Origin of the sequence: Pulveribacter suum, from assembly GCF_003013695.1 — a bacterium.
Taxonomy (GTDB): domain Bacteria; phylum Pseudomonadota; class Gammaproteobacteria; order Burkholderiales; family Burkholderiaceae_C; genus Melaminivora; species Melaminivora suum.
The window spans coordinates 629,463-645,299 of sequence record NZ_CP027792.1 but is presented as its reverse complement, the minus strand read 5'-3'; the positions used below and the strand labels follow the sequence as shown (position 1 = coordinate 645,299).

Sequence of the window (15,837 nt, the reverse complement as noted above, 5' to 3'; positions counted from 1 at the left end):
CAGCATAGCACCGGGCCGTGGCCAGACTCAGCCCTGCGGGGGGCTTGCCGGGGTGCGGGCGCGGCGGGCCGCCACCGCCTTGCCCAGGGCCAGCACCAGCAGCGCGCCGGCCAGGTGCGCCGACCAGTAGATGGCGCGCGGCAGCTGCGCGTGGCCCACGCCGTCGGCCGTGCCCCACTTGGGCGCCCACAGCCATTCCTGGTGGTTGACGAACAGCGGGTCGGTGGCGAGCATGCCGCCGGCGATCCAGCCCAGCAGCATGCCGCCAGCGACGATGACCAGCGGAAAGCGCTCCATCAGCCGGATGACCAGCTGCGAGCCCCAGACGATGATGGGCACCGAGATCAGCAGGCCCAGCACCACCAGCAGCGTCTGGTGCGCGCCCGAGCTTTGCGCCGCGCCGGCGATGGCGATGACGTTGTCCACGCTCATGACCAGGTCGGCCACGATGATGGTCTTGATGGCCGCCAGCAGCTTGTCGCTGCCCTGGATGTTGTCGTGCCCGTCTTCTTCGGGGGCGATCAGCTTCACGCCGATCCACACCAGCAAGAGCGCGCCCACCACTTTCAGCGCCGGCAGGTTCAGCAGCTGCATGGCGAAGATGATGAGCACCACGCGCAGCGCAATGGCGCCCACCGTGCCCCAGATGATGCCCTTGGTGCGTTGCGCGGGCGGCAGCTTGCGGCAGGCCAGCGCGATCACGACCGCGTTGTCGCCGCCCAGCAGGATGTCGATGATGATGATCTGGCCGAGCGCGATCCAGAACGGGGTGTGGGTGAGAAAGTCCAAGTCCATGCAGGGGTACCTCAAAGTGCATTGTCGTCATGCCTGGGACCCGTGGACGGCGCCGGCGCGCGCCTTGGAGCCAAGGGGCAACGCTTTGAGCCAGCCAACAGCATGGCGCGCCGCAGCATTGGCGGCGCGCGCACCCAGGCGCCCAAAGGTCTTGCCCGGCGCGCGCGTGCGCAGCGCCCTGGCACGCCGGAAGCCCGCGGGCTTCGTCCTGACGACCTGCCAGTCCGCCTGTGCTGCACCCTGGCGGGGCGGCACGAGCGGGGAGCTACTCCCCCTTGAAGGGCGCCATTGGAACACAAAACGGGCTCCCGGCCGGGCTGGCTGCCTATGATCGGGGGCTGCCGCCATGACCGATACCGCGCCCCCCGCCCTGCACATCACCGACATCGAAGCCGCCATCAACTTCTGGCGCGAGCGCGCCCCGGCGGGCGCCGGTGCGCGCCTGGCGCCCGAGCTGGAGGCGCTGGCCGAGGTCTATGGCCGCATGGTCTGGGCGGGCGTGCAGCAGCTGCCCGAGACCGCCCTGCCCCCGTCCGCCATGGCCGCGTGGCTCGCCTGGTATGACACCACGCCGGACACGCCCTGCATCGCCATCTGCTCGACCAGCCAGGGCGACGAATGGTGCAAGGGCTGCGGGCGCAGCTTCTTCGAGGTGCAGCACTGGCTGGCCTTCACGCCGGTGCACAAGCGCGCCGTGTGGCAGCGCATCACGCAGCGCGGCACGGCGCTGCGCTTTACGCGCTATGCCGAGCGTGCGGCAGAGGGCCGCACGGGCTGATCCAGGCACGGCTTGCCGCGCCGGCGCCGTCCGGCTACCCTGGCTGCCACCATGCTGCGCTTGACCCAGGCCCCCAACATTGCGATTGCCACGCTGTGGCGCGACCTGCTGTGCGAGGCCGGCCTGCCCGCCAGCGTGCAGCGCCAGCACCTGGGCGCCGCGGCCGGCCACCTGCCGCCGGGCGAATGCCTGCCCGAGCTGTGGCTGCAACACCCCGAGCACGCCGAACGCGCCCGCGCCCTGCTGCGCGAGCTCGAGCGCCTGCCCCAGCGCCAGTGGTTCTGCCCGGGCTGCAGCGAGCAGGTGGAAGGCGGCTTTGAGCAGTGCTGGAACTGCGGTCAGATGATGCCCACCTGATTGGCGCTCTCTTTTTTGTAGCTGCCAGCGCTTGACTGACGGGCGTCAGAGCCGTTTTTAACTGCTTTTTTCTATTTCCAGCGCAGCGGCTCGACCACCACGCTGCCGCCCGTGCTGCTCAGGGTGAGCGCGCCGTCCTGCACCGTGGCCTGCAGCTGCATGCTGCGCTCGGCCAGCTGCGCCAGCGCCTGGGCCTGCTCGGCGGGGATGCGCCAGACCTGCAGCCGGTCCAGCCGCGTCAGCTTGGTCTGGATGCCCTTCCACCACACGTCGGCCGAGTGGGCGAAGGGATAGACGATCACCGCATCCGACTTGGAGCAGGCCTTGGCCAGGGGCTTGTCCTCGGGCTGGCCCACCTCGATCCACAGGCGCTTTCGGCCGGTGAAGTCGGTCAGCGACACGTCCGGGTCCTCCGGGTCGGACAGGCCGGCGCCAAAGGCCAGCTGGCCGTCGCCGCGGCAGGTGTCCTGCAGCTCGTGCGCCTGCAGCGCCATGGCGGCAAGCCGCACCATCATGCGTTCGTCGGTCTCGCTGGGGTGGCGCGCCAGGGTCAGGTTGTGGTCGGCGTAGTAGCCGTGGTCGATGTCGGCGATCGCGAGGTTCGCCTTGAAGATGGTGGACTTGAGGGCCACGTTTTACTCCTGAAAAGAGAGCTGCCCGCGCTTGCCAGGCAAGGGCGGGCAGCCAAAAAGACTGAAAAACCGCAGGCGTCAGACGCGGCGCGCCAGCTCCTCGGCCTTGCCGGTGTAGCTGCCGGGGGTGAGGGCCAGCAGGCGCTGGCGGTCTTCTTGCGGAATGTCCAGGCTGTCGATCAGCGCGTGCAGGGCCTCGCGCGTCACGCGCTGGCCGCGGGTGACTTCCTTGAGCTTTTCGTAGGCACCGGCAACGCCGTGGCGGCGCATCACCGTCTGGATGGGCTCGGCCAGCACTTCCCAGCTGCCCTCCAGGTCTGCGGCCAGCTGCGATTCGTTGAGCTCCAGCTTGTTCAGGCCGGTCATCAGCGACTGGTAGGCCAGCACGGCGTAGCCCAGCGCCACGCCGATGTTGCGCAGCACGGTGGAGTCCGTCAGGTCGCGCTGCCAGCGGCTGATGGGGAGCTTTTCCGACAGGTGGCGCAACAGCGCGTTGGCCAGGCCCAGGTTGCCTTCGGCGTTCTCGAAGTCGATCGGGTTGACCTTGTGCGGCATGGTGGACGAGCCGATCTCGCCGTCCTTGAGCTTTTGCTTGAAGTAGCCCAGGCTCACGTAGCCCCAGATGTCGCGCGACAGGTCGATCAGGATGGTGTTGGCGCGCGCCACGGCGTCAAACAGCTCGGCCATGTAGTCGTGCGGCTCGATCTGGATGGAGTACGGCTGGAAAGTGAGGCCCAGGCCCTCGGGCTCGGGCGCCTCGACCACGCGGCGCGCGAACGCCTCCCAGTCGAACGCCGGCCAGGCCGACAGGTGGGCGTTGTAGTTGCCCACGGCGCCGTTCATCTTGGCCAGCAGCTTCACGCCGGCGATGCATTCGCGCGCGCCCTGCAGGCGGGCGACCACGTTGGCCAGCTCCTTGCCCACGGTGGTGGGGCTGGCCGTCTGGCCGTGCGTGCGGCTGAGCATGGGCACGGCGGCAAACTGGTGCGCCATGGCGCGCAGCTTGTCCACCAGGGCGTCCAGGCCGGGCAGCAGCACATCGCGCCGCCCGTCGCGCAGCTGCAGCGCGTGGCTGGTGTTGTTGATGTCCTCGCTGGTGCAGGCAAAGTGCACGAACTCGGCGGCGCGCTCCAGCTCGGGGCGGGCCTCGAAACGGGACTTGATCCAGTACTCCACGGCCTTCACGTCGTGGTTGGTCTTCTTCTCGATGTCCTTGATGGCCTGCGAGTCGGCCTCGCTGAAGTGCTTGACCAGGCCCTGTAGGTAGGCGCGCGCGCCAGGGGTCAGCGGCTTGAATTCATCAAAACCCGCGTCGGACAGGGCGATGAACCAGGTCACCTCCACCTGCACGCGCCGGCGCATGTAGCCATGCTCGCTCATGAGGGGGCGCAGGCTGGACAGCTTGGCGGCGTAGCGGCCGTCAAGCGGCGACAGGGCGGTGATGGGGGACAGCGGGCTCGTCATGGGGCGCAATTGTAGGTGCGCGCCTGCACGGGCCCCGGGCGGGCGCCGCTAGAATCTGCGCCCCTCGTGCGGGCCGCCGGCCCGTGTCCGCTTCGCCCTTTTTTTGCCGCCATGAAACTCATCGGATCACTGACCAGCCCCTACGTACGCAAGGTGCGCGTGGTGCTGGCCGAGAAAAAGCTCGACTGCCCGCTGCTGGTGCAGGACGTGTGGTCCGAGGGCACCACCATTGGCCAGAGCAACCCGCTGGCCAAGGTGCCGTGCCTGGTGCTGGAAGGCGGCGAGGCACTCTACGACTCGCGCGTGATCGTGGACTACCTGGACACGCTCTCGCCCGTGGGCCGGCTGATCCCGCCGGCCGGGCGCGAGCGCGCCGAGGTCAAGACCTGGGAGGCGCTGGCCGACGGCGTGCTGGACGCGGCCATCCTGGCGCGGCTGGAAGCCACCTGGGCCGGCCGCACCGAAGGCGAGCGCAGCCACGCCTGGATGGACCGGCAGATGGGCAAGGTGCATGCCGGCCTGGCCGCGCTGGACCAGCGCCTGCAGGGAGATCGCCCCTGGCTGTGCGGCACGCACCTCACCCTGGCCGACATCGCCGCCAGCTGCGCGCTGGCCTGGCTGCAGTTTCGCTTTGCCGACCAGCCCTGGAGCGTGCAATACCCGCAGCTGGCGCGGCTGCTGGACAAGCTGATGCAGCGCCCCAGCTTCATCGACACCCGCCCGCCGCAGCCCTGACGCGGCCCCAGCTGCCGCTGCGCCCATGAAAAAAGCGCGCCCTCGGGTCAACGAGGTGCGCGCTTTTGGCCGGCATAAAAAACGTTGCGAAGCGCCCTGAAACGAATTTAGAGAGGGAGGGAGGAGAAGCGCCCCAGGGGTGTCAGCCGGGCCGTGCCCGGAAGGCTTCGCAACGGCAAATCGGTCGGTGTGGTGTGAACCCTCTCCCTGTTCAATCACGGTACGTACAGGCCGGCATGGCAGGCCCGGCGATGCTGCATAGATAGGGCCCTGCCGGCAAAGTTCCAGCAGGCCGGGCAAAAAAATCTGCCCGCCGCAGAATTGAACCATGGCCGGCACGGGCCGGCCGGCGTCCGTGCCAACCCCCGCCCGGGGGCAGGGTTATCGCGCCGGCTCGTGCTGCACCGCCGCTGGCGCCGCCGGGCGCGGGCGGCGCAGCACGCGGTGCTTGAACCAGTCCTCCAGGTCGTCGATATAGGTGAACACCGACGGCACCACCAGCAGGCTGAGCACCGTGGAGGTGATCAGCCCGCCGATCACCGCTACCGCCATGGGCGAGCGAAAGCTCATGTCGGCGCCGCCCCAGCCAAAGGCGATGGGCAGCATGCCCGCGCCCATCGCCAGCGTGGTCATGATGATGGGCCGCGCACGCTTGTGGCAGGCGTCCAGCAGGGCATCGAGCCGGCTCATGCCGCGGTCGCGCCGCGCCATGATGGCGTACTCGACCAGCAAGATCGAGTTCTTGGTGGCGATGCCCATGAGCATGATCAGCCCGATCAGCGACGGCATGGAAAAGCTCTGGCGCGCCAGCAGCAGCGCCACGAAGGCGCCGCCGAGCGACAGCGGCAGCGCCGCCAGGATCGTCACCGGCTGCAGGAAGTCCTTGAACAGCAGCACCAGCACGATGTAGATGCAGACCACGCCGGTCAGCATGGCCAGGCCGAAGCTGGAAAACAGCTCGCCCATCATCTCCGCGTCGCCCACGTCGATCAAGCGCACGCTGGCGGGCAGGCCCTTGACGGCAGCCAGGTTGTGCACTGCCTCCTTGACTTCGCCCAGGCCGCTCGCGCCCAGTTCGATCTCGAAGTTCACGTTGCGCGAGCGGTCGTAGCGGCGGATGACGGCCGGCCCGCCGGCCAGCTCCAGCGTGGCGATCTCGCCCAGGCGCACCGGGCCGCGGCTGCCGGGCACGGTGAGGTGCGAGAGCACCGCCAGGTTCTCGCGCGCCGCGTCATCCAGCCGCACCACGATGGGGATCTGGCGCTGCGCCAGGTTCAGCTTGGGCAGGTACTGCTCGTAGTCGCCCATGGTGGCCACGCGCAGCGTCTCGGCAATCGCCTGCGAGGTGACGCCCAGATCGGCGGCGCGGGCGAAGTCCGGGCGCACCGCGATCTCGGGGCGCACCAAGCTGGCGGTGGAGCTGATGCCGCCGATGCCGGCGATGGTGCGCAGCTCGCGCTCGACGGCCTGGGCGCTGCTGGCCAGCGCCTGCGGGTCCTCGCTGGCCAGGGCCAGGATGTACTTGTCGTTGGAGCCGCCCAGGCCGACCTTCACGCGCACGCCCGGCACGTCCTGCATGGCGTCGCGCAGGCCTTGCTCGATGACCTGCTTGCGCGGGCGCTCGCCGCGCGGCGCCATGCGCAGGGTGAGCGTGGCGATGCGCGGGTCGGCCGAGGCCGCGCTGCTGGACGCCGGGTCGGCCCCGGCCGAACCGCCGCCGATGGTCGTATAGACGCTCTCGATGTGGCCTACCTGCATCGCGCGCTCGGCCGCCATGCGCGCCACCGTGCGGGTGTCCTCCAGCCGCGTGCCGGGCGGCAGCTCCAGCGTGACCTGGGTCTGCTCGTTGTCATCGGCCGGGATGAAGCCCGAGGGCAGCAGCGGGATCAGCGCAATGGAGCCGACGAAGAACACCAGCGCGCCCAGCAGCGTCAGGATGCGGTGGCGGATGCACCAGGCAGACGCGCGCATGTAGGTGTCCAGCCAGCGCGGCTCCTTTTCCAGGCCGACCAGCGGCTTCATGAGGTAGGCCGCCATCATGGGCGTGAGCAGCCGCGCCACCACCAGCGAGAAGAACACCGCCAGCGACGCCGTCCAGCCGAACTGCTTGAAAAAGCGCCCGGCGATGCCGCTCATGAAGGCGGTGGGCAAAAACACCGCGATCAGCGTGAAGGTGGTGGCGATCACCGCCAGGCCGATCTCGTCGGCCGCCTCCATGGCCGCCTGGTACGGTGATTTGCCCATGCGCAGGTGGCGCACGATGTTTTCCACCTCGACGATGGCGTCATCCACCAGGATGCCCACCACCAGCGACAGCGCCAGCAGCGTGATGATGTTGATGGAAAACCCGAGCAGGTACATGCCGATGAACGCCGGGATGACGGACAGCGGCAGCGCCACGGCCGAGACGATCGTCGCGCGCCAGTCGCGCAGGAACAGCCACACGACCACCACGGCCAGGATGGCGCCTTCGTACAACAGGCGCATGGAGCTGTCGTACTCGTCCTGCGCGATCTGCACGAAGTCCACGGTGCGGGTGAGCGTCAAATCCGGGTGCTCGGCGCGCAGGTCATCCAGCGCCTTTTGCACGCCGGCGCCCACCTCCACCTCGCTGGCGCCGCGGCTGCGCGTGACCTCGAAGCCGATCACCGCCTTGCCGTCGAGCAGCGCGGCGGTGCGCGGCTCGGCCACGGTATCGGTGACGCGGGCCAGCTGGTCCAGGCGCACGTGGCGCCCGCCCGGCAGGGCGATGTCCAATGCGGCAAGCTCGCCCGCCGTCTGCACGGTGGCCAGGGTGCGCAGCGGCTGCTCGGCGCCGCCCAGCTCGGCGCGCCCGCCCGCGCTCTCCTGCTGCACCTGGCGCAGCTGGCGCGAAACATCGGCCGCCGTGGCGCCCAGCGCCTGTAGCTTGAGCGGGTCCAACTGCACCTGCACCTCGCGCGTCACCCCGCCCACGCGGGTGATGGCGCCCACGCCCGGCACGGCCAGCAGGCGCCGGGTCAGCGTGTCGTCGATGAACCACGACAGCGACTCGTCGTCCATCTTGCTGGAGGCGATGGCGAACGCTGCGATCGGCTGCGAGGTGAACTCGAACTTGGTGACGATGGGGTCGCGCAGGTCGGCCGGCAGGTCCGAGCGCACGCGCGAGACGGCCGAGCGCACGTCGTCGACCGCCTCCTGCACGGGTTTCTCCAGCTGGAACTCGGCGGCGATCGAGGCCACGCCGTCCACCAGCGTGGTAGTGATGTGCTTGAGGCCCTGCGTGGTGGCGATGGCGTTCTCGATCTTGCGCGCCACGTCGGCTTCGAGCTGCCCCGGCGCCGCGCCGGGCAGCGCGGCCGTGACGATGACGATGGGCAGGTCCATGTCGGGGAAGTTCTGCACCTTCATGGCGCGAAACCCCATCAGGCCGCCCAGCGTGAGCAGCACGAACAGCATCGCCGCGGGGATGGGGTTGCGGATCGACCAGGCTGAGAGATTCATGGCCGCTCCTTATTTGGTAGCTGCCGGCGCTTGTGCGGCGGGCGCTGGAGCCGTTTTTGGCTCGGATTGCTCCGTCACCCGCACCACATCGCCGTCGTTCAGGAAGGCGCCGCCCTGCTGCACGATGCGCGCACCGGGCGCCAGGCCCTCCAGGATCTCCACCCGCGCGCCCGCGCGCTCGCCGGTGCGCACCCGGCGCATGGCCACGCGGCCGCCCTCGCCCACCTCGAAGACGCTGGAGAAACCGTCGCGCACCACCAGGGCCGACAGCGGCACCGTCAGCCCCTGGCGCTGGCCCAGCAGGAAGTCGCCGCGCGCGTACATGCCGGCGCGCACATCGGGGTGCTGGGGCAGGTCCACATAGACGATGGCGTTGCGCGTTTGCGGGTCCACCGTGGGCGCCACCATGCGCACCGTGCCGGCCACCTCGGCGCCGCTGGCGGCGGTGACCTGCGCCGCCATGCCGGCGCGGATGCGCGGCAGGTCGGCCGCGCCGACTTCGGCGCGCCACTCCAGCCGGCCGCGGCGCACCATGCGAAACAGCTCGGTGCCGGCGCCGACCACGGCGCCCACGGTGGCCGTGCGCGCCGAGATCACGCCGCTGTCGGGCGCCAGCACCTGGGTGTGCTTCAGGCGCAGCTGCTGCACGTCGAGCATGGCCTGCGCGGCCTCCACGCGCGCCTGCGCGGTCTGCGCGGCGGTTGAATATTGCTGGATCTGCTGCTGGCTCAAAGCGCCGGACTGGATCAAAGTCCTGGCCCGCTCGGCGTTGGCCTGCGCCTCGGCGGCGGCCGCGCGCGCCTCCAGCACACTGGCGCGCGCCTGGGCAGCCTCGGCCTGCACGCTCTCGGGCGCGAAGGTGGCCAGCACCTGGCCGGCGCGCACCGTGTCGCCCACGTTCACGCGCACCTCGGTCAGGCGCAGGCCGTTGGCCTCGGAGCCGATGCTTGCCTCCTGCCAGGCGGCGACGCTGCCGTTGGCCGACAGCCGCTCGGCCACCTGGCCCTGCTGCGGCTGCACCACGGTGACGGTGAGCGCCGGGCGCGGCGCGGCGGCCGCGGCCGGCGCCGTGTCGGCGCGCGAGCTGCCGGCAGCCAGCAGGGCACCGCCACCCGCCAGCAGGGCGAGCACGGCCAAGGCGATCAGGGAGTGAAGGGGTTTCAGGCGCTGCATGGGTGTGCGGTGGGTTGAGGGTGAAGTGTGGCTCTAACGCTTGCCAGGTAAGCGCGAGCAGCTATCAAAACAGTAGTTCGATGGTGGACTACGACACGCTGACGGGCGCCGGGCCCGGTTCGCCCCGGCTCCAGCCGCCGCCGGCGGCGCGGTACAGCGCGATCCAGGCGGCCATGCGCTCTTGCTCCAGCGCGACCAGCGCGGTCTCGGAGGCCAGCTGCAGGCGCCGCGCGTCCTCCAGCTCGACCAGGCTGGCCAGGCCCGCCTGCCAGCGCGCCTGCGTGGCCTCGAACGACTGGCGGTAGCCGGCCGCGGCGCGGCCGGCGTCGCTGCTGCGCGCGGCCGTGCTGGCCAGCCGCGCCAGCGCCTGCTCGACCTCGGCCACCGCCTGGCGCGCGGCGCCCCGGTAGCGGCTGGCCGCCGCTTCGTAGCGCGCCTGCGCGGCGTCCACCTGCGCGGCGCGCCGGCCGGCGTCGAAGATCGGCAGCGTGAGCGCCACCGGGCCGATGGACCAGGTGTTGCTGGCCACGCTGCCCTGGCCCGTCTTCACCCAGCCGCGGCCGATGTTGCCCGTCAACTGCAGGCGCGGGTAGCGGTCGGCCTGGGCGGCGCCGACTTCGGCACTGGCGGCGGCGACTTCGCGTTCGGCGGCATAGACGTCCGGGCGCTGGGCCAGCACCTGCGCCGGCAGCGCGTCGATGGCGAACAGCTCGCCTTCGGGCTTGAGCGCCGGCGCGGCGGCCAGCTGCGTGCGCAGCAGGGCTTCATCGCGCCCGGTCAGCGCCACCAGCGTCTTCACGCCGACGTCGCACTGCAGCCGCTGCTGGGCCGCGCGCGCCAGGGCGTCGGCGTGGCTGGCCGTGGCCAGCGCGGCGGTGGCGGGGGCGGTGAAGCCGGCGCGCTCGCTCTCGCCGGACAGGCGCGCCGTCTCGCCGCGCGAGCGCGCATCTCCTTCAGCCACCGCCAGCTGGCGCATGCAGTACTGCCAGGCGGCGTATTGCTGCGCCACCTCGGCGGCGACCGATACGCGCGCCTCGTGCCACTGGGCACCCAACGCATCGACGCGCTCGCCCTGCGCGGCCAGCTGCGCGGCGTTGCCGCCGAACAGGTCGATCTCCCAGCCGGCCTGCACGGCCGCCTGCGCGGTGGTGGCCAGGCCGCCCGTCTGCTGGTTGAAGCCGCGGCTGGCGCTGGCCTGGCCGTCCACGCCCGGCAGCAGCGCCGAGCGCGCCGCCACCTGCTGGGCGCGCACCTGCGCCAGCTGGCTGGCGGCCTGGGCGACATCGGGGCTTAAGGCCTGGGCGTCGGCGATCAGGCCGGTCAGCAGCGCGTCGTGCAGGCTGGCGTCCCACCACTGCGCCAGCTGGCGGGCGCTGCCGCCATGGGGCAGCGGCGCGGTCCAGCCGGTAGGCACGGGGGCGGACACCTGCGCTGGCGGGCGCGGCGCAGCGCAGGCCGCAAGCAGCAGGGGCAGGACAAGCACGGCGGCGCGGCGCGCGAGCGGCAAGGGCAGCTTCATGGGACGGGCGGGGGGTCGGTGTCGGTTGCGAAAGAGGAGGCCGCGCGCGCGCGGCGGCGACGCTCGGCGGCCACCATGGCCACGGCGTAGTCGGTCAGGCGCTCGGCCCACAGGTCCACCGCCTGGGGAGAAGCCAGCAGCTGCGGCTGCATGGCGGCCACCACCTCCTGGTGGCTCCACAGCTGGAAGGCCAGGCCCGTGATGGTGAGGGCCAGGCGGTGCATGTCGTCGTCGGGCTGGGCCAGGCCCAGGTGGCGGCACAGCAGGCGCGCCATGGCTTCGTTGGGGCCGCGCACGTCGCGTTCCAGCTCGCGCTCCCACTGCTCGCTGGGTTCGAGCATCTCGCGGATGTGCAGCCGCACCATCTGGCGCGCCATCTCGCCGTGGTGCAGCGGCGCCAGCGACCCCTGGAAAAAGCAGTGCAGCGCCCGGCGCAGCGGCAGCCCGGGCCGGGTGAAGTCGGGCACCAGATCGGCCAGCGAGCCACAAGCATCGGAAAACAGCGCGGCGTACAGCGCAGCCTTGTCGCCGAAGTAGTAGCTCACCGCCGCCACGTTGGTCTGCGCCTCGGCGGCGATGGCACGGATGGAGGTCTTGGCAAAGCCGTGCTCGGCAAACAGCTTGAGCGCCGCCATCAGCAGCCGCGTGCGCGCGGGCGCCGGCCCGGCATCGGGGCCGCCGGGGTCGGCAGGCAGGAAAGGCGCGGCAGTCATGGCTGGGCATTACAGCACATGAATCAAACGTTTGTTTGAATCCATATGTACATTTGTCACGTATGTAAGGATCGCCGTGGTGCGCTGCGGCCGGGCATCCTGCTGCACTCGCATACAGTAAGCCGGCTTTACCGCCCGCCCTGTTCGCCCTCTCTCTTGCAGGCAGGCCCGGGCCTTCACGCCACTCAGAACCCCTGCACCACGACATGGACCAGCGCAAATCCCCGGGAGACGCAGAGACGCCGAAGCCGCTCAAGCCCTGGCGTTCCTTGGCAGACCAGCTGCAGCAGCTCCGGGACCGCGGCCTGCAAGTGGACGACGCAACCGCCGCGCTCGACTATCTGGAGCGCCTGGGCTACTACCGGCTGAGCGGCTACTGGTATCCCTTGCGCGCCATCGACCCGGTCGCCTCCACGGCGCAGGGCCAGGCGGTGCGGCTGGACAGCTTCGCGCCGGGTAGCCGCTTCGAGGACGTGGTGCGCCTGTACGTGTTCGACAAGAAGCTGCGGCTGCTGGCCCTGGATGCGCTGGAGCGCATCGAAATGGCGGTGCGCGTGGACGTGGCGCATCTGCTGGGCCGGCGCGATCCGCGTGCGCATGAGAATCCCGCGTGCCTGCACGGCAATTTCACCAAGAAGCCGATCCCCAGAGGGCCGGATGCCGGCAAGACGCAGCACCAAGTCTGGTTGTCCAAATACCAGGTCATGCTGAAGCGGGCGCGCAAGGAGCCCTTCGTGGCGCACCACCAGCAGCAATATGGCGCCCTGCCAGTATGGGCTGCCATCGAAGTGTGGGATTTCGGCCTGCTGTCCAAGCTCTTCGCCGGCATGCAGCACGCCGACCAGCAAACCATTGCCGGCCTGTACGGAGCGCCGTCGGGCCAGGCCTTCGCCCAGTGGCTGCGCAGCCTGAATTTCATCCGCAACGTATCGGCGCACCACAGCCGGCTGTGGAACATCAACGTGTTGGAGCGCTCGGCGCCCCCTGCAAAATGGCCTGCCCAAGTGGACAACGCCAAGCCTTTTTTCTACTTCTGCCTGATGCAGCAGCTGCTGCGCGTGATCTGCCCGAATTCGAGCTGGGGCCAACGCTTCAAGGCCTTGCTGGCCAACGACTTCCCAGAGGATGCGCATCAGTGGTTTTCGCCAGCCGACCTGGGAGCGGATGAAGGCTGGGAAGAATGGGGGCTATGGCCGCAGCCGTGATGGCATCCACGGTTGTGCATTGGAGCGCACAAATGAAAACCGACGCGTACACGAAAGTGCAGAGGCGTCGGGCGTATTGCTCGCAATGATAGGTGAGCCAGCGGCTGCGGTCAAGGTGCGGCTGGGCGGAGGGAGACTGGTCAAATCAGACCCTAACGCCCACCGGTCAAGTGCTAACAGCTATCGAAATGGAAGCGGCGCTATAGCCGAACACCGCCTGCCACAGCGCCTGCACGGCCGCGCGCTCGGTTGCCAGCTCGCCTGCGGGCACGCGCGTGGGCTCTTCGTTCAGCCGCGCGCGGTGCTGCACCTGGCGCAGCGTGCGGTAGGCGTTGGCGGCAGCGGCGCCCACGCCGGCGGGCAGCAGGCCGGCGGCCTCGGCGCGCAACAGCAGGGCGATGTTGCCCTTGTTGTCCTGCAGGCCGAGGTGCTCGCGCGAGTGCGCCAGCACCAGATACTGCACAGCAAATTCGGCATCCAGCATGCCGCCGGCGCTGTGCTTGACTTCGAACCAGTCGGGTAGCGCGGGGTGCGCGGCGCGCAGGCGCGCGCGCATGGCGGTGATTTCGTCGCCCAGGGCTTTCAGATCGCGCGGCGCGGTGATGACGGCCTGGCGCACGGCGTCGAAGCGCTCGCCCAGGCCCGGCGCGCCCAGCACGCAGCGCGCGCGCGTCATGGCCTGGTGCTCCCAGGTCCAGGCGGTGTTGCTGCCGCGCTGGCACTGGTAGTCGGCGTAGGCGGCGAAGCTGGTGACCAGCAGGCCCGAATTGCCGTTGGGGCGCAGCTCGGTGTCGATCTCGAACAGGTCGCCCTCGCTGGTCTTGACGGCCAGCCAGTTGATCAGCTTGCGCACGAAGGCGGCATACACCTCGGGGGCTCGCTCATCCTCGTCGTCGAAGACGAAGACGATGTCCAGGTCGCTGCCGTAGCCCAGCTCCTTGCCGCCCAGCTTGCCGTAGCCGATGATGGCCAGCTGCGGGTCGTCCCGGTGGCGGCTCTTCAGGCGCTGCCAGCACCAGCGGCTGGTCACGCGCAGCACGCTGTCGGCCAGCAGCGACAGGTCGTCGGCCACCTGCTCCACGGTGATGCGTCCTTCCACGTCGCGCGCCAGGGTGCGAAAGACCTCGGCGTGGTGGGCGCGGCGCAGCAGGTCCAGCAGGTTCTCGTCGTCGTCCTCGCCGGTCGATTGCAGGGCGGCCAGGCGCAGCTGCAACTCGCGCTCGAAGTCCTCGGGCACGAAGCGTTCGCTGAGGATGGCGCCGCCGGCCAGCTCGTCGATCACGCCGGGGTGCAGCATCATGTAGCGCGCCGGCCAGCGCGCCGCGCCCAGCAGGTGCAACAGGTGCTCGTGCACGGCCGGGCGCTCCAGCAAGAGGGCCAGGTAGCTGTCGCGGCGCAGCAGCGGCTCCAGCCAGTCCAGCAGGCGCACGGCGGCGTCCTCGCTCACCAACCCTTCGGCCAGCCACTGGCCGGTGCGCTGCACCACACGCACCAGGCGCGCGCGCGCCTGCTCGCGCAGGCCCTGCACGCGCGGGTGGGTGCGCCAGCCCTGCACACGGCCGGCCAGCGCCGGTGGCAGCTGCGCGGCCAGGGCCTCCAGGTCGGGCGCGGCAGCCACGCCGTTGCCGGCGGCGCGCGGGCCGGGGCAGGCACCGCCGCTGCAGTGCTTTTTCTCGGGGCCGCCCAGCAGGCGATCGAACTCCTGCGCCACCAGTTCGCGGTGGCCGTCGAGCTCGCGCAGAAATTCGCAGCAACCCAGGCCCAGGGTGGCGGCGATCCAGGCCAGGTCATCGTCGCGGGTGGGCAGCACGTGGGTCTGCTGGTCGTCCAGGTACTGGATGCGGTGCTCGACCCGGCGCAAGAAGGTGTAGGCGGCGGCCAGCTGGTCGGCCGTCTCCTGCGGCATGAGCCCGGCGCGGGCCAGGCGCTGCAGGGCCTCGAGCGTGGGGCGGCGGCGCAGCTCGGGGAACTGCCCGCCGCGCACCACCTGCAACAGCTGCACGGTGAATTCCAGCTCGCGGATGCCGCCGCGCGAGAGCTTCACGTCGTTGGCGCGCTCGGGGTGGCCGCTGGCGCGGCGCTGCGCGTGCTCGCGGATCTGCCGGTGCAGCACGCGCAGGGCGTCGAACACGCCGTAGTCCAGGTAGCGGCGAAAGACGAAGGGCAGCACGACCTCGCGCAGGGCCTGCACGCCCGGCGAGGCGACGGCGGCGCGCGGCGCCACCACGCGGCTTTTCAGCCAGGCAAAGCGCTCCCACTCGCGCCCGTGCAGCAGCAGGTATTCCTCCAGCGCGGCCAGCGAGCACACGGGCGGGCCGGAATTGCCGTTGGGGCGCAGGGCCAGGTCCACGCGAAAGACGAAGCCGTGCTCGGTGGCCTCGCCCACCAGGGCGTACAGGGCGCGGGCGGCGCGGGCGAAGTATTCGTGGTGCGACAGCTTGCCGCGCCCGCCCTCGATGCCCTCGGTCTCGCCGTCGCATTCATACACATAGACCAGGTCGATGTCGCTGGAGACGTTGAGCTCGCGCGCCCCCAGCTTGCCCATGCCGATGACCCACAGCGCCGCCTCGCCGCCGTCGCAGGTGCGCGGCGCGCCGTGCAGCGCCGTGAGCTGGGCGCAGGCGTGGCGGCTGGCCCGGTCCAGGGCCAGCTCGGCCAGGCCGGTCATGGGGGTGGTGATGTCCGCCAGCGGGGCGCCCCGGTCGCAGTCCAGCACCACCAGCCGGTGCATGACCAGCTGGCGCAGGATGCGCAGGGCCGCGCCCAGATCGTGGCCGCGGGCCAGCAGCGCGTCGCAAGTGGCGCCCATGGTCTCTTGGGTGGGCACGCCCGGGGGCAAGAGGGGCAGCAGCGCCTCGTAGCGGCGCTCCAGCCGCTGGCAAAAGCGCGAGTGCAGCGACAGGGGATGGGGCAGCGCCTGGGCAGGAAACAAGGGCATGGGAATGGTCGGCTATGACGGCGCTCATGCTGCAGGGGGCGGGTC

At 70.6% G+C, this 15,837-nt stretch carries 12 protein-coding genes; 4 read left to right on the top strand and 8 right to left on the bottom strand.

Annotated features, from left to right (window positions below; genetic code table 11):
- Positions 1 to 27: 27 nt before the first annotated feature.
- Entirely contained in the window at positions 28 to 795 is a 768-nt protein-coding gene (locus C7H73_RS02880) for a TerC family protein (protein ID WP_106845288.1), read from the bottom strand.
- Between the two features lie 346 nt (positions 796 to 1,141).
- On the opposite strand from C7H73_RS02880, the gene C7H73_RS02875 reads away from it, so the two are divergent.
- Both C7H73_RS02875 and C7H73_RS02870 read left to right on the top strand, forming a co-directional pair.
- Positions 1,142 to 1,573 (top strand): DUF3717 domain-containing protein, encoded by a 432-nt coding sequence (locus tag C7H73_RS02875; protein ID WP_106845287.1) that lies wholly within the window; start codon positions 1,142 to 1,144, stop codon positions 1,571 to 1,573.
- A 51-nt stretch (positions 1,574 to 1,624) separates the two neighbouring features.
- Complete coding sequence (locus tag C7H73_RS02870) at positions 1,625 to 1,930, top strand: putative signal transducing protein (RefSeq protein WP_106845286.1); 306 nt, start codon at positions 1,625 to 1,627, stop codon at positions 1,928 to 1,930.
- 71 nt (positions 1,931 to 2,001) lie between these two features.
- Here the strand turns inward: C7H73_RS02870 and C7H73_RS02865 are convergent, their stop codons facing one another.
- Both C7H73_RS02865 and purB read right to left on the bottom strand, forming a co-directional pair.
- The gene (locus tag C7H73_RS02865; protein WP_106845285.1) at positions 2,002 to 2,562 is read right to left on the bottom strand and encodes a YaeQ family protein; all 561 of its coding nucleotides are present in this window, start codon (positions 2,560 to 2,562) and stop codon (positions 2,002 to 2,004) included.
- A 78-nt stretch (positions 2,563 to 2,640) separates the two neighbouring features.
- On the bottom strand, positions 2,641 to 4,026 hold the full coding sequence (gene purB / locus C7H73_RS02860; protein ID WP_106845284.1) for an adenylosuccinate lyase: 1,386 nt from the start codon (positions 4,024 to 4,026) through the stop codon (positions 2,641 to 2,643).
- A gap of 111 nt (positions 4,027 to 4,137) precedes the next feature.
- On the opposite strand from purB, the gene C7H73_RS02855 reads away from it, so the two are divergent.
- Positions 4,138 to 4,761, top strand: coding sequence for a glutathione S-transferase C-terminal domain-containing protein (locus C7H73_RS02855; RefSeq protein WP_106845283.1), 624 nt, complete (start codon positions 4,138 to 4,140; stop codon positions 4,759 to 4,761).
- Positions 4,762 to 5,142: 381 nt separating this feature from the next.
- Here C7H73_RS02855 and C7H73_RS02850 read toward each other — a convergent pair whose 3' ends face one another.
- The 4 genes from C7H73_RS02850 to C7H73_RS02835 all read right to left on the bottom strand — a co-directional run bounded on the left by C7H73_RS02850 (position 5,143) and on the right by C7H73_RS02835 (position 11,649).
- On the bottom strand, positions 5,143 to 8,244 hold the full coding sequence (locus tag C7H73_RS02850; protein ID WP_106845282.1) for an efflux RND transporter permease subunit: 3,102 nt from the start codon (positions 8,242 to 8,244) through the stop codon (positions 5,143 to 5,145).
- Between the two features lie 9 nt (positions 8,245 to 8,253).
- Positions 8,254 to 9,417, bottom strand: coding sequence for an efflux RND transporter periplasmic adaptor subunit (locus C7H73_RS02845; RefSeq protein WP_106845281.1), 1,164 nt, complete (start codon positions 9,415 to 9,417; stop codon positions 8,254 to 8,256).
- 88 nt (positions 9,418 to 9,505) lie between these two features.
- Positions 9,506 to 10,936 (bottom strand): efflux transporter outer membrane subunit, encoded by a 1,431-nt coding sequence (locus C7H73_RS02840; protein WP_106845280.1) that lies wholly within the window; start codon positions 10,934 to 10,936, stop codon positions 9,506 to 9,508.
- A complete protein-coding gene (locus C7H73_RS02835; protein WP_106845279.1) occupies positions 10,933 to 11,649 on the bottom strand; it encodes a TetR/AcrR family transcriptional regulator in 717 nt (238 codons plus the stop codon). The genes C7H73_RS02840 and C7H73_RS02835 overlap by 4 nt, the downstream gene beginning before the upstream one ends.
- A gap of 206 nt (positions 11,650 to 11,855) precedes the next feature.
- On the opposite strand from C7H73_RS02835, the gene C7H73_RS02830 reads away from it, so the two are divergent.
- Positions 11,856 to 12,854: an Abi family protein gene (locus C7H73_RS02830; protein ID WP_106845278.1), complete on the top strand. Its 999-nt coding sequence runs from the start codon at positions 11,856 to 11,858 to the stop codon at positions 12,852 to 12,854.
- Between the two features lie 166 nt (positions 12,855 to 13,020).
- Here the strand turns inward: C7H73_RS02830 and glnE are convergent, their stop codons facing one another.
- Positions 13,021 to 15,792 carry a bifunctional [glutamate--ammonia ligase]-adenylyl-L-tyrosine phosphorylase/[glutamate--ammonia-ligase] adenylyltransferase gene (gene glnE, locus C7H73_RS02825; protein WP_106845277.1) on the bottom strand — a complete coding sequence of 924 codons (2,772 nt, stop codon included), beginning with the start codon at positions 15,790 to 15,792 and terminating at the stop codon, positions 13,021 to 13,023.
- Positions 15,793 to 15,837 lie beyond the last annotated feature (45 nt).

Excerpts from the sequence above, each read along its gene's own strand:
- C7H73_RS02830 (WP_106845278.1), top strand. The coding sequence starts at position 11,856 with ATGGACCAGCGCAAATCCCCGGGAGACGCAGAGACGCCGAAGCCGCTC.
- C7H73_RS02855 (WP_106845283.1), top strand. The coding sequence starts at position 4,138 with ATGAAACTCATCGGATCACTGACCAGCCCCTACGTACGCAAGGTGCGC.
- C7H73_RS02870 (WP_106845286.1), top strand. The coding sequence starts at position 1,625 with ATGCTGCGCTTGACCCAGGCCCCCAACATTGCGATTGCCACGCTGTGG.
- C7H73_RS02845 (WP_106845281.1), bottom strand. The coding sequence starts at position 9,417 with ATGCAGCGCCTGAAACCCCTTCACTCCCTGATCGCCTTGGCCGTGCTC.
- C7H73_RS02880 (WP_106845288.1), bottom strand. The coding sequence starts at position 795 with ATGGACTTGGACTTTCTCACCCACACCCCGTTCTGGATCGCGCTCGGC.
- C7H73_RS02835 (WP_106845279.1), bottom strand. The coding sequence starts at position 11,649 with ATGACTGCCGCGCCTTTCCTGCCTGCCGACCCCGGCGGCCCCGATGCC.
- purB (WP_106845284.1), bottom strand. The coding sequence starts at position 4,026 with ATGACGAGCCCGCTGTCCCCCATCACCGCCCTGTCGCCGCTTGACGGC.
- glnE (WP_106845277.1), bottom strand. The coding sequence starts at position 15,792 with ATGCCCTTGTTTCCTGCCCAGGCGCTGCCCCATCCCCTGTCGCTGCAC.
- C7H73_RS02840 (WP_106845280.1), bottom strand. The coding sequence starts at position 10,936 with ATGAAGCTGCCCTTGCCGCTCGCGCGCCGCGCCGCCGTGCTTGTCCTG.
- C7H73_RS02875 (WP_106845287.1), top strand. The coding sequence starts at position 1,142 with ATGACCGATACCGCGCCCCCCGCCCTGCACATCACCGACATCGAAGCC.
- C7H73_RS02850 (WP_106845282.1), bottom strand. The coding sequence starts at position 8,244 with ATGAATCTCTCAGCCTGGTCGATCCGCAACCCCATCCCCGCGGCGATG.